We start from the raw sequence: 13,527 nt of genomic DNA on the forward strand, positions 1-13,527 counted from the left end.
TTTGGGTTTATTATTGAAGCGTATGTAACCTGGCGGCGCCACACCGCCTGTTAGTAGGGAGACACATGAACGTTCTGGTCGTCAACGCAGGATCTTCGACCCTTAAGTATCAGGTCATCGATACCAAGTCCCATAAGGTGTCCGCAAAGGGCTCCTGCGAGCGCGTCTGCTTTACCGGCGGCACTTTCACCCATGCTGCCAACGGCTCCAAGAAGGTGACCGAGAACATCGAGTTCCCCGACCACAAGGTCGCCATCGAGGTTGTCCTGAAGGACCTCGAGGCCAACGGCGTCAAGATTGAGGGTATCGGCCACCGTATCGTTCAGGGCGGTTGGTACTTTGGCGATTCCTCCCTCGTCGACGAGGATGTCCTCGCCAAGATCCGCGAGGTCGCTCCGCTCGCCCCGCTGCACAACAACCCCGAGGCCAACGTTATCGAGTACTGCCTGGAGCAGTATCCCGACCTGCCCAACGTCACGGTTTACGACACCGCTTTCCACTTCAACATGCCCGAGGTCGCCAAGACTTACGCCCTGCCCAAGGACGTCTGCGACAAGCTGCACATCCGTAAGTACGGCGCCCACGGCACCAGCTACCGCTACATCTCCAAGAAGGTCGCCGAGATGACCAACGGCGAGGCCCGCAAGGTCGTCGTGTGCCATATCGGCTCCGGCGCTTCCCTGTGCGCCATCGAGGACGGCAAGTGCATGGACACCACCATGGGCTTGACGCCGCTCGACGGCGTCATGATGGGCACCCGCTGCGGCTCCATCGACCCGGCTACCGTGTGCTACCTGCAGCGCGAGGGCGGCTACACCTTCGACGAGGTCGACGAGATGATGAACAAGAAGTCCGGCCTTTTGGCTGTGACCGGCGGCAAGACCAACGACTGCCGCAACGTCGAGGAGCTCGCCGCTGCCGGTGACCCCGAGGCCCAGCTCGCCTTCGATATGTTCGTCTACAAGATTGCCGCCAAGGCTGCCGAGATGGCCACCTCCATGTGCGGTATGGACACCCTGGTCTTCACTGCCGGCATCGGTGAGCACGCTCCTGCCGTCCGCGCCGGCGTGGCCGACCGCCTGGCCTTTATGGGCGTCAAGATGGATCATGCCCGCAACGCCCTGCGTGGTGACGGCGCATGGTGCCTGTCTGCCAAGGATTCCAAGGTCAAAATCTTTGTCATCCCCACGGACGAGGAGTTCATGATCGCTTCCGACGTCGAGCGCATCGTCAACGGCAAGTAATTGCAAGAGGGGAGGGGCTGGACGACCGAGCGCCGTTCAGCTCCTCTTTTGTACTCGTTGGGCGATATGCCTGATAGCTATTTATCAAGTTGTGATAACTTCTTATTAACATGCGGCCGCCTTAAGGGGTCTGCGCCGACCGTATCGCACTGCAAAGGAGTCTCATGAACGTACTTGTTGTCAACGCCGGCAGCTCGAGCCTTAAATATCAGCTTTTGGATACCGATACCCGCGAGGTTTTCGCCAAGGGCAACTGCGAGCGTATCGGCTCGGAGATGGGCATCTTTGGCCACTCCGAGAACGGTGGTGCCAAGCAGACCGAGGAGATTCCTTTTCCCGATCATCGCTGCGCCATTGCGCGCGTGCTCGAGGAGCTCGAGAAGACCGACTTTACGATCGATGGCATCGGCCACCGTATCGTTCAGGGTGGCTGGCACTTCGATGATTCCGCGGTCGTCGACGATGAGGTCATGGCTAAGATCCTCGAGGTTGCTCCGCTCGCCCCGCTGCACAATTACGGCGAGGCCGCGGCAATCGAATATTGCCGCGAGAAGTATCCGGAGCTGCCCAACGTGGCCGTCTTCGACACCTCGTTCCACATGACCATGCCCGAGGTCGCCTACACCTACGCGCTGCCCAAGGACGTGTGCGACAAGTACCACGTGCGCAAGTACGGTGCCCACGGCACGAGTCACCGCTATGAGTGGATGATGGCCAAGGAGATCCTGGGCTCGCGCTGCCACCGCCTGCTCTCGTGCCATTTGGGCAACGGCGCCTCGCTTGCCGCCATCGAGGACGGTGTATGCCGCGATACCACGATGGGCCTCACGCCGCTCGACGGCCTGATGATGGGCACCCGTTGTGGTTCCATTGACCCGGCTACCGTGTGCTACCTGCAGCGCGAGGGCGGCTACAGCTACCAGGAAGTCGATGACATGATGAACAAGCAGTCTGGTCTGCTTGCCATCTCGGGCATCTCCAACGACGCCCGTGACATCCGTACGCGCGCCTCCGAGGGCGACGAGCGCTGCCTGCTCGCCTTCGATATGTTCGCCTACAAGGCCATGCAGCAGGCCGGCTCCATGATCGCTTCCATGGCGGGCGTGGACACCATTACCTTTACCGCCGGCATTGGCGAGAACGACTGGTCGATCCGCAAGGCCTTCTGCGACTGCTTCGAGTGGCTGGGCGTGCGCATCGACAACAACAAGAACCGCGAGGCCGTGGGTAACGGCCCGCAGGTCATCAGCGCCGCCGGCTCTTCCGTCACGGTCATGGTCATCCCCACCGACGAGGAATACATGATCGCCCACGACGTCGAGCGTTTGACCGCGAATAACTAGTGCGTTCGCTTGCGATTGAACGAAAGGCCTCCTGAGCAGCAGCTCAGGAGGCCTTTTTGCTAGCAGGCGGAAATTCGAGTCCCAAAGTGATCATCACCAGTAACGCCAGCGCTCCCAGCAACGACACCCATTCATTCAGATCCTCAGCCCCAGCTCGTAGCCAAGCCGCCGTCCACTCCAGATGTTCTGAATGCTTCGTGGCAGTAGAAGGCCGTACGGGCTAACCCCTGAAAACATTCCGCAGACCAGAAACGCCCCCGTTCGTAGCTCCGAAGGAGCAGAACGGGGGCGTTTCATTGGTCGAGGACGTTTTCAGGGGTTAGCCCGTACGGCCTTCGGGCGAGTGCGTCCGCTACTCAGCCATCTGAGCCTGGACGGCGGTGATGGCTACGACACCCACGATGTCGTCGGCAGAGCAGCCGCGCGACAGGTCGTTGACCGGCTTGGCGATGCCCTGCAGAATGGGGCCGTAAGCGTCGGCGCCGGCGAAGCGCTGAACCAGCTTGTAGCCGATGTTGCCGGCCTCGAGGTCGGGGAACACGAGCACGTTGGCCTTGCCGGCAACGGAGGAGCCGGGAGCCTTGAGCTGGGCGACGGTGGGGACGATAGCAGCATCGAGCTGCAGGTCGCCGTCGATGGCGAGCTCGGGTGCCTTCTCCTTGCAGAACTTCACGGCCTCCTGGACCTTCTTGGCGACCTCGCCACCGGCGGAGCCCATGGTGGAGTAGGAGAGCATGGCCACGTGCGGCTCAACATTGCCCATGAAGGTGGACCAGGAGTGAGCGGAGGCGATGGCGATCTCGGAGAGCTCGTCGGAGGACGGGTTGATGTTGAGGCCGCAGTCGGCGAAGATCAGCGTGCCGTCGGTGCCGAACTGCGGGGTGTCGGTGCACATCACGAAGAAGGCCGAGACCAGCTTGGTGCCCGGGGCGGTCTTGAGGATCTGAAGCGCGGGGCGCAGGGTGTCGGCGGTGGAGTGGCAGGCGCCGGAGACCAGGCCGTCGGCGTCGCCCATCTTGACCATCATGGTGCCAAAGTAGGTGGCGTCCATCACCTGGGCGCGAGCCTGCTCGATGGTAACGCCCTTCTTGGCGCGGAGCTCGGCAAACTTCTGTGCGTACTCCTCGTGCTTCTCGGCATTGCGCGGGTCGATGACGGTGGCGCCGGGAACGTTGATCTCGTTGGGATCGCCCAGGATGACGATGTTGGCCAGGCCTTCCTCGATGATCTTGTTGGCCGCGACGATGGTGCGCGGATCCTCGCCCTCGGGCAGGACGATGGTCTTAAGGTCGGCCTTGGCGGCAGACTTCATACGGTTTAGGAAATCGCTCATGTTACTCCTTACAAGCGTTTCGCTAAGCTCCAGGCGCCCGGCTGTTCACGAATAAACCCGCTGCTAGCGGGTCTACCTTTCAATTATGTTCGCCGCTGTGCTTGAGCTTTCCTTGTGTGGCAAGCTCATTATAGGACGCATTAGCGCTATAATCGCTCTGATAAATATGTCTCGAAGAATGTTCGAGAAAAGCCCAGCTAACGAGCCCGTGGCTTTTGACAAGGAGTATCGATGCAGATTACCTCAGGCCTGCCTGAAGGCTTTAACGCCGGCGCGTACGACATGATTGTCGTCGGTGCTGGATATGCCGGTGCCGTTTGCGCCCGCCGTCTTGCCGAGACCATCGGCTATCGTGTTGCCGTTTTGGAGCGCCGTAGCCACATTGCGGGCAATGCCTATGACTGCACTGACGAGGCCGGAATCCTGATCCACGAGTACGGTCCGCATATCTATCACACCTTTAACGAGCGCGTGCATAATTTCCTGTCGCGCTTTACCAAGTGGACGGATTATCAGCACAAGGTGCTCGCCAACATCAACGGTACCCTTATGCCCGTGCCCTTCAACCATGCGAGTCTCAAGCTCGCCTTTGGTGATGAGCGCGGCGAGGAGCTGTATCAGAAGCTCGTGGAGACCTTTGGCAAGGATGTCAAAGTGCCCATCATGGAGCTGCGTAAGAAGAACGACCCCGACTTGGCCGAGGTCGCCGATTACGTCTACGAGAACGTCTTTTTGCATTACACCATGAAGCAGTGGGGCCAGACGCCCGACCAGATCGATCCCTCGATCACCGGCCGCGTTCCCGTCTTTGTGGGCGACGATGACCGCTACTTCCCGCAGGCCCCCTTCCAGGGTATGCCGCAGGATGGCTACACGGCGCTGTTTGAGCACATGCTCGACCACGACCTGATTGATGTGTTCTGCGACGTGGATGCTCGCGATCTCTTCGAGATCGACGAGACAACCGTCAAGGTCGACGGCAAGGTCTACGGCGGCGAGATCGTCTATACCGGTCCGCTCGATGAGCTGTTCAACCTCGACCTGGGCGCGCTGCCGTACCGCACGCTCGACATGAAGTTCGAGACGCTCGATATGGATCAGTTCCAGCCCGTGGGCACCGTCAACTACACCACGAGCGAGGACTACACCCGCATTACCGAGTTCAAGAACATGACTGGTCAGGTCCTGCCCGGCAAGACCACCATCATGAAGGAGTACTCCAAGGCCTATACGCCCGGCTCGGGCGAGACGCCGTATTACGCCATTCTTGAGCCCGAGAACCGTGAGCTCTATGAGCGCTATCTTGAGCGCGTCCAGAACCTGACAAACTTCCACCCGGTGGGTCGTCTGGCCGAGTATCGTTACTACGATATGGATGCCGTGACCAATTCCGCCCTCGATCTTTCGGATGAGATTATCGCCTGCCATGCATAAAGTCATAACATTCGGTATTCCCTCGTATAACGCCGCCAAGGACATGGACCATTGCATCACCTCCATCTTGGAGGGGAGCAATTACGCCACCGATATCGAGATTATCGTGGTGGACGACGGCTCCAAGGACGAGACGGCCGCCAAGGCCGACGAGTGGGAGGCCCGTTATCCTGGAATCATCCGCGCGGTGCACCAGGAGAATGGCGGCCACGGTATTGCCGTCCTTTCGGGTCTGCGCGAGGCGCAGGGCACCTACTACAAGGTCGTCGACTCGGACGACTGGCTTGACGGCGCTGCCCTTTCGACCATGCTGTCGATTCTGCGCGGCTTTGAAGAGCGCGACCAGCGCGTTGACCTGTTTATCTCGAACTACGTGTACGAGAAGGTTTACGAGGGTACGCATACGGCCATTGGTTACAAGTTTGCCCTGCCTCGAAAAAAGATCTTTACCTGGGACCAGATCGGCCATTTCCGTTTGGACCAGAATCTGCTCATGCACAGCCTGTGCTATCGCACGGATGTGCTGCGCGAGTCCAACCTGCCCATGCCGCCGCACACGTTCTATGTGGACAACATCTACGCCTACGTGCCGCTGCCGCGTTGCAAGACCATGTACTACGCCGACATCGACCTCTATCGCTACTTTATCGGTCGCGAGGGCCAGAGTGTCAACCAGGCCACGATGGTCAAGCGTCTGGACCAGCAGTTCCGTGTTACGCGTATCATGATGGAGTCGTACCACCTGTACAGCGATGTCGAGTCGTCGCGTCTGCGTTCGTACATGATGGGCTACTTCACCATGATGATGGCGATCTGCTCGGTGCTCACCAAGCTTTCCGACGAGGATTGTGCCGATGAGCGTCTGAAGACGCTGTGGAATGATTTGAAGGCCTATGACGAGCGTATGTATCGTCGTGCACGTTACGGTGTGGTCGGCTTCTTCACTAACCTCCGCGGTCGTGCCGGAGACAAAACCACACTCGGCCTATACCGTCTTGCCTCAAAGATCTTCAAATTCAACTAACTGCTGAGTAATCGCTGCTGATAGGTTGACAGGGCCCCTTGGCCTTTAGTTTGCTACTGCGAACAGTCCTGCTCGCACGGAAAGCACATTGAGTGCTTTCCGGCTCGTGCGGAACTTGTAGCAAACTAAAGGCCAAGGGGCCTCTGCTATAAGAATCGATTGTCAGGTTATTTGAATTTGAAGATCTTCGACGCGCGGTACACAGGGGCCTGGGCTGAAAAGAATCTGGTTGGTAGGTTGCCCGGTGGGGTTTGGTTATGTTTGTCGCGAGTTCCGCACGAGCCGAAGAGCACTTAATGTGCTCTTCGTGCGAGCCAGGACTGTAGAGCAGCAAACATAACCAAAACCCACCGGGCAACCGGACGAGCTAGTTTACTTTGCGGCGCCGGGTATGCCGTGGGAGGTTTTGGCGTTTTTGGCTCCGTTTACGATGGCGGTCTGTAGGGCCCTTACGGCGAGCATGCCCAGCAGGTCTAGGGGAACGGCAGCGCTTGCCTGGGCGCCCAGTTTGCCGCTGGCGAGGGTGTAGATGGTGTCGCCGTCGTTGGTGGTATGCGTGGGGCGAATGGCGTGCGCGTAGGCGTCTGCTGCCATCTGGGAGACCTTGGTGGCCTGGGCCTTAGTGAGCTCCACGTTGGTGACGATGCAGCTGATGGTGGTGTTGGTGCGGTCGAGCGGCATCTGCATGGATCCGGCGGCAGCAAAGGCTGCGAGTTCCATGTCGACGATCTGGTCGCTATCGGCGGCGGCGCGCATGCCGGCGACCCACTCGCCGGTGAAGGGGTCGACCACGTTGCCGCAGGCGTTGACCGAAACCACGGCGCCTACCTTAACGGGACCGAGCGCCACGGCGGCAGCGCCAAGGCCGGCTTTCATGCAGGTGGTGGGCCCCATGAGCTTTCCGACGGTGGCACCCGTGCCGGCACCTACATTGCCCTGTTCGAGCTTGGTGGGGGTGTTGTCGAGTGCTTCGCGTACGGCGGCGATGCCGGCCTCTATGTCGGGGCGAACGGCGGGATCGCCAAAGGCGAGGTCGAAGATGCAGCTGGAGCACACGATGGGCACCTGCGTGGGGCCGACGGGAAGGCCGATGCCGCGGCTCTCAAGCTCGCGAGCGACGCCGCTTGCAGCCTCGAGGCCAAAGGCCGATCCACCCGAAAGGCAGACGGCGTGGACCTTGTCGACGGTGTTCTCGGGTCGCAGCAGGTCGGTTTCGCGCGATGCTGGAGCGCCGCCGCGAACGTCAACACCGCCGGTAGCGCCCTCGGACGCCACGATTACGGTACAGCCGGTGCCGGCCTTTTCGTCGGTATAGTTACCAAAGCAAAAGCCATCGACATCGCAAACGTCAATGGCCTCGAGCAGTGTATCCATGTTTAACTCCTATCGGTTTTCCGCCGCGCCATGTGCCCGGTCGGGATCCGTACGGTACGCCAAAATTGTAGGCGCTGGGGGATACCCAGCGCCAGATGCAATTACGAGAGTTTTTGAATCGCGCGCGCGACGCGAGCGATGGGTAGGCCCACCACGTTATAGAAGTCGCCCGATATATCATGCACGAGCATGCGTCCTCCTGTGCCCTGAATGCCGTAGGCGCCGGCCTTGTCCATGGGCTCACCCGAGGCGACGTAGTGCTCGATCTGTTCGTCGTTGAGCTCGTAGAACGTCACGTCGGTCACATCGACAAAGGACAGGCTCTCGGCGGCATGTGGGGCGGCCGTATCGCCTGCCTTAACGATGCAGACGCCGGTTGCGACCTGGTGTGTGCGGCCCGAAAGCTCACGGAGCATGGTACACGCCTCGTCCTCGGTTGCCGGCTTGCCCAGAATCTTGCCGTCAAAGGTGACGATGGTGTCGGCCGCGACCGTCAGCTCATTGGGCTCGGCATGCTCGGCGGCAACGGCGGCGGCTTTGGCGCGTGCTAAGCGTTCAACGAGCGTAAGCGGGGCCTCGCCATCAAACGGCGTTTCGTCGATATCGGCAGGAATGATGCGAATGTCATAGCCCGCCTCGCGCATCAACTCGATGCGGCGCGGTGATTGCGAAGCCAAAATCATAGCTGAATGCCCTCGGCGACCTTCTCGACGGCCTTGTCGCCGGCGAGCGTGCGCAGCAGCTCAAGCGCAAAGGGGAGCGACTGGGCCATGCCGCTGGCGGTGATGATGTTGCCGTCTTGCGTAACCTTCTCGCCGGTATAGGCGCCTTCGGGGAAGCTTTTCTCAAAGCCAGGGAAGCACGTGGCGTGGCGCCCCTCGAGCAGGTCGAGCTCACCCAAGATAAACGGGGCGGCGCAGATGGCGGCGATGTGCTTGGTCGCGGCGAACTCGCAGACCACGTCGCAGACGCGCTGATCGGCGCGCAGGTTGGTGGCGCCGGGCAGGCCGCCGGGCAGCACGACGCAGTCGTACTCGTCAAAATTGATCTCATCAAAGAGCGCGTCGCAGGTCACGGGGATCTGCAGCGAGCTTACGACCTCACGCGTGGGCATGATCGAGACGAGCGTGGCACGCACGCCGCCGCGACGCATGACATCGACCATGGTCAGGCATTCAATCGTTTCAAAGCCATCGGCGGCGAGAACGGCAACGCTGGGCATGAGGGTTCCTTTCATAGGCGGCATACAATTAGCCGTCTTATACCCCGAAGACCTCCGCTTGCCACGCTCGATTTCCCAATGATTTTTCTGAGCAATGATTAAGTGGCTAGTTGCGCTTGAGGTGGACGACGGTTTCGCAGTGGAAGGTTTGCGGGAACAGGTCAACTGGCGTGATCTTTACGGGGGAGAAGGTGCCTTCCTCGACAAAGCGTTTGAGATCGCGCGCCAGGGTGGCCGGGTCGCAGCTCACGTAGGCGACATCGCGGGCACTCGTGCTGGCGATAAGGTCGATCGCCTCGGGGGCGAGGCCTGCACGCGGCGGGTCGACCACCAGGACATCGGCGTCCTGGTCGGGGAACTCGCGCACGGCATCGCCGCCGATGACGTCGACGTTATCGAGCTTGTTGATCTCGAGGTTGCGGCGCAGGTCGCGTACGGCCGGTCCGTAGGCCTCGACAGCGGCAACAAAGTCGCAGCGGCGGGCGAGCGGCAGGGTGAAGGTTCCGGCGCCGCAATACAGGTCTACGGCAAGTTCGTCTTCCTGCGGGTCGAGCGCCTCCATGACAAGCTCGATCAAAATCTCGGCACCCTTGGTGTTGACCTGGAAAAACGACGGGGCCGAAAGGCGCATCTGGCCGTCGGCGATGTTCTCGGTCCAGGAGCCCTCGCCGGCGAGCATCTCAACCTTGGAGACGCGGCGGGCCTTCTTCTCACCCTTGCTCATAACGCGCACTATGCTCGTGGGGTGTGCGGCGTCTGCCAGCACGCGCGAGACCTGCGAGCGCGGAAACGAGCCCGTGGGCGTCCAGAGCGCGATTTCGAGCGCCTTGGTGCGACGCGAGGCGCGAATGCCCACGCGCTCCAGGCCTAGGTCGTGGCTGCCGCTCAGATAGTTGAGCGCGCCGACGACCGACTTGAGCGCCTTGGGAAAACGTTTATCGAACAGCGGACACGAATCGACGGTCACGATCTTGCTGGGATCGACGCCGTGCATGCCAAGACGAACGCGGCCGTTGACGACGGTCGGTTCGAGCTCGATTTTATTGCGGTAGCCCCAGTCGTCCTTGGTGTGGCGGATGGGCTGCACCAGCTCGTCGACTTGCTCAGGGGTGAACTTGCCGATGCGCTCGAGCGTGGAGCGCAGGTTTTGCTCCTTGGCGGCAAGCTGAGCGGTGCGCGAGAGATTGCCCCACGAGCAGCCACCGCAGACGCCCACGAAGGGGCAGGGAGGCTGAATTCGATCGGGGCTTGGCTCCAGAATCTCGGTGGTGCGGGTGCGCATGAACGACTTGCCGTCCTGCACGATTTCGGCCTCGACGGTATCGCCCGCCACGGCGCCCTGCACAAATACGGCCTTGCCGTTGTCGGCGTGCGCCAGACTATCGGCGCCATACGTCATCGATTCTATGGTGAGCTTCATATTCCTGCCCGTCATTCGCGTTGTTATTCGCACCATGGTAGCAGGGAAAAGCGCCCCGCATCCGAGGCTTTCCTCAAATGCGGGGCGCTTCTACAAACGTCTATTTCGTCTTGCCGGTAATGAGCGTCTTAAGGCCTAAGCCGATCAGGCCCAGACCCATACGCACGCGGCCGGGGCGATGGCGCTCGATGGCCTTGGTCTTGCCGGCGGGTTTCTCGCGGCGGGCGCTTGCATGGGGCGCGGACTTGACGGTCTGCGGCTGAGGCTGGGGCTGGGGCTGGGGCGCAGGCTCGGGTTCGGATTCCAGGTCGGGTTCAATGACGGTTGCCTGGACCTTCTGGACCTTGGGAACGTCCGCCTGGGGCTTGGGCTTGGGGCCCAGAACAGGTGCGGATTCCGGTTTTGCTTTGGCGACGGGCTCCGAAGCCACGGCTGCGGACTCGGCGTTGCGATAAGCGCGCTCCAACAGGAACTCCTGCGAGTTAAAGGGCTTCTCACCCTCTTTTCGCTCTACGGGAACCCAGGTGCCGTCGCTCGTCAGGCTACGTGCCTTCACGTTGTCGCGCAGCTGCACGCCCATGTACTCGTGCACCAGCGCGCGGCAGGTGGGGTCGAGCACGGGGAAGGCGATTTCTACGCGATGCTCGGTGTTGCGCGTCATCATGTCGGCAGAACTCAGGTAGATCATGTCCGAGTCCACGCCGAAGGCATAGACGCGCGCGTGCTCCAAGAAACGTCCGACGATAGAACGTACGTGCACGTTTTCGGTCTTGCCCGCAATGTTGGGCTTCAGGCACGAGATGCCGCGGATGATCATGTCCACGCGCACGCCAGCACACGATGCCTCGGAGATCTTGTCGATGACCTCGCGGTCGGTGAGCGAGTTGAGTTTAAAGAACACGCGGGCGGGCTCGCCGGCGAGGGCGCGCTGGATCTCGCGGTCAAGCCCGCGCATGATGAGCGGTTTCAGTCCGACGGGCGCCACACCCAGGAAGCGGTAATCGCCGCGCAGGTTGCCCAGCGACAGGTTGCGGAAGAACAGGTTGGCGTCCTCGCCGATGCCGGGGTGAGCGGTCATGAGCATAAAGTCGCTGTAGAGTTTGGCCGTCTTCTCGTTAAAGTTGCCGGTGCCCAGCAGCGTCAGGCGCGTTAGCGCCATGCCCTCGCGATAGGTGAGCTGGCAGATCTTGGAGTGGCACTTAAAGCCCTCGGAGCCGTAGATGACGGTGCAGCCGGCCTCTTCCAGGCGCTCGGCCCACTCGATGTTGTTCTGCTCGTCAAAGCGCGCGCGGAGCTCCATGAGCACCGTGACCTCTTTGCCGTTCTCGGCGGCATCGATCAGTGACTCGCACAGGCGGCTCTGCTTGGCCACGCGGTAGAGCGTGATGCGCAGTGAGATGCACTCGGGGTCGTAGGCGGCCTCGTGCACCAGATCCAGGAAGGGGTTCATGGCCTCATAGGGATAAAAGAGCAGCTTGTCGTGCTGAAGTACCTGCTCGCGGATGGAGCGGGTCATATCGATGGTGGAGTTGGGCTGCGGCTTAAACGGCGTAAAGAGCAGCTCGTTGCGCAGGTGCTCGGGAATCTTGCCCTCAATGCCAAAGACGTAGCCTAGGTCGAGCGGGATATCGCAGGTAAAGACAGAGCGGCGCGAAAGCTCGAGCGCCTTGCGGATGGTCTTGAGCGTCGCCTTCTCGAGCGACCCCGAGACCGCGAGCACCACCGGCTGCAGGCGCAAGCGTTTCTTGAGGATGCGCTTCATGTGCTGACGGTAATCCTCTTCCTCCTCGACGCCCTCGCCGTCCGGGTCGATGTCGGCGTTGCGGGTGACGCGGATGAGCGCGCGGTCGAGCGGCTTATAGGAGCCAAAGCAGCTGTCCAGGCAGGCGAGGATGACGTCCTCGAGCAAGATGTAGGAGTAGGTGCCGGTGGGCGAGGGGATCTCGACCACGCGGTTCATCGAGGTGGGAATCTCGATAAGGCCCAGCAGACTCTCCTCGTCGGTGACGCCGTCCAGGCCGCAGGCCAGGTAGAGTGCGCCGTTGCGCAGGTTGGGGAAGGGGTGGCGCGGGTCAATCACCAGCGGTGAGATGACCGGCGACACGTAGGCCTGGAAGTAACGGGTTACAAAGGGGCGCTCCTCGGGCGTAAGCGAATCGATGCGGGCGCGGTGAACGCCCAGGGTGTCGAGCTTGCCCTCGATGCTCTTAAAGATGGACTCCCATCGGGTAAGGAGCCCGGGCATTTCGGCCATGACAGCATCGACCTGTTCGGAGGCGGCCATATTGCTCTTGTTGTCGACAGGCTGTTTTTTGAGCTCTGCCAGATCGGACAGGCCGCCCACGCGCACCATGAGAAACTCATCGAGGTTAGACTCGAAAATCGACACGAACTTTAGCCGCTCGAACAGCGGAACGGTCTCGTCGAAGGCTTCGTCAAGCACACGGTTGTCAAAGCGCAGCCAGCTGAGCTCTCGGTTCTGCGTGTACGAGAAGTCGCGCGGCGGCTTACGCAGCTTTGCAGCGGCTTGCTTTTTTTCGATTTTGCTCGGCATATGCATCTGTCCGTTCAGTCCCCGTGGGGGACGGTTGCCTAACACTATTCACTATTGTCTCAATTTAGTCGACCTATGGCACGGACGTATTGCGTGAACGGTATCTTTACCTATTTCTTACGATGCCCGGCCATAGAACTAACGCTCGCGACGCAATTGCTAGCGTTCAATATTCTCACTCAACTGATAGGGATGCGTGAATAAGAATGATGGTGAGCTGAATATCATCGAATTCGGTCCAAAACGTGAGCTAGCTTCATTTATATACATAAAACCGTTTTACCTATGCAATTCTGAATCATGGATTTATAGATGCGATGGGGGATAATTTATAGGAAAAAGAGCGTTTACCTTAGAAAAGTTACTTTAGAGCGCCGAAGTGCATCATGGGGGAATCACATGCGATATACCGTTCATCGCACTTTGTTGACCGTTCGGGGGCGAGGTGGAATTGCGGGTGGAATTTGGATATAACTAGAGCTGTCAGCAAGCAGCGCCCGTTACGGAAGGGCGCTGATAGATTCGGCCGAAAGGCCCGAAAGAAAGGTAGGAGGCCATGACGAAAGGTCTGCACGTGCC

At 60.3% G+C, this 13,527-nt stretch carries 10 protein-coding genes; 4 read left to right on the forward strand and 6 right to left on the reverse strand.

Features of this window, described 5'->3' with window-relative positions:
* Positions 1–65 precede the first annotated feature (65 nt).
* Positions 66–1,244, forward strand: a complete 1,179-nt coding sequence (locus DW892_RS05245) for an acetate/propionate family kinase (RefSeq protein ID WP_006234305.1) — start codon at positions 66–68, stop codon at positions 1,242–1,244.
* A 164-nt stretch (positions 1,245–1,408) separates the two neighbouring features.
* Positions 1,409–2,587: an acetate/propionate family kinase gene (locus DW892_RS05250; RefSeq protein ID WP_117735754.1), complete on the forward strand. Its 1,179-nt coding sequence runs from the start codon at positions 1,409–1,411 to the stop codon at positions 2,585–2,587.
* A gap of 352 nt (positions 2,588–2,939) precedes the next feature.
* Here the strand turns inward: DW892_RS05250 and pta are convergent, their stop codons facing one another.
* Positions 2,940–3,920, reverse strand: a complete 981-nt coding sequence (pta, locus tag DW892_RS05255; RefSeq protein ID WP_089573084.1) for a phosphate acetyltransferase — start codon at positions 3,918–3,920, stop codon at positions 2,940–2,942.
* Between the two features lie 231 nt (positions 3,921–4,151).
* Here pta and glf point away from each other — a divergent pair, with 231 nt between their 5' ends.
* Entirely contained in the window at positions 4,152–5,354 is a 1,203-nt protein-coding gene (glf, locus tag DW892_RS05260; RefSeq protein WP_117583930.1) for a UDP-galactopyranose mutase, read from the forward strand.
* Complete coding sequence (locus tag DW892_RS05265; protein ID WP_117766172.1) at positions 5,347–6,378, forward strand: glycosyltransferase family 2 protein; 1,032 nt, start codon at positions 5,347–5,349, stop codon at positions 6,376–6,378. Before glf ends, DW892_RS05265 begins: the two co-directional genes overlap by 8 nt.
* 372 nt (positions 6,379–6,750) lie before the next feature.
* Here DW892_RS05265 and DW892_RS05270 read toward each other — a convergent pair whose 3' ends face one another.
* The 5 genes from DW892_RS05270 to ppk1 form a co-directional block, all read right to left on the reverse strand.
* A complete protein-coding gene (locus DW892_RS05270) occupies positions 6,751–7,752 on the reverse strand; it encodes a P1 family peptidase (RefSeq protein ID WP_117766174.1) in 1,002 nt (333 codons plus the stop codon).
* A 101-nt stretch (positions 7,753–7,853) separates the two neighbouring features.
* Positions 7,854–8,435, reverse strand: coding sequence for a nucleoside triphosphate pyrophosphatase (locus tag DW892_RS05275; RefSeq protein ID WP_117766176.1), 582 nt, complete (start codon positions 8,433–8,435; stop codon positions 7,854–7,856).
* Positions 8,432–8,974, reverse strand: coding sequence for a DJ-1 family glyoxalase III (locus DW892_RS05280; protein ID WP_117766178.1), 543 nt, complete (start codon positions 8,972–8,974; stop codon positions 8,432–8,434). The genes DW892_RS05275 and DW892_RS05280 overlap by 4 nt, the downstream gene beginning before the upstream one ends.
* Positions 8,975–9,080: 106 nt before the next feature.
* Positions 9,081–10,409: a 23S rRNA (uracil(1939)-C(5))-methyltransferase RlmD gene (rlmD, locus tag DW892_RS05285; protein WP_117766180.1), complete on the reverse strand. Its 1,329-nt coding sequence runs from the start codon at positions 10,407–10,409 to the stop codon at positions 9,081–9,083.
* Between the two features lie 85 nt (positions 10,410–10,494).
* On the reverse strand, positions 10,495–12,948 hold the full coding sequence (gene ppk1 / locus DW892_RS05290) for a polyphosphate kinase 1 (RefSeq protein ID WP_233546837.1): 2,454 nt from the start codon (positions 12,946–12,948) through the stop codon (positions 10,495–10,497).
* Positions 12,949–13,527 lie beyond the last annotated feature (579 nt).

The organism is Collinsella sp. AM40-7AC, from assembly GCF_003468125.1.
Taxonomy (GTDB): Bacteria; Actinomycetota; Coriobacteriia; order Coriobacteriales; family Coriobacteriaceae; genus Collinsella; species Collinsella aerofaciens_O.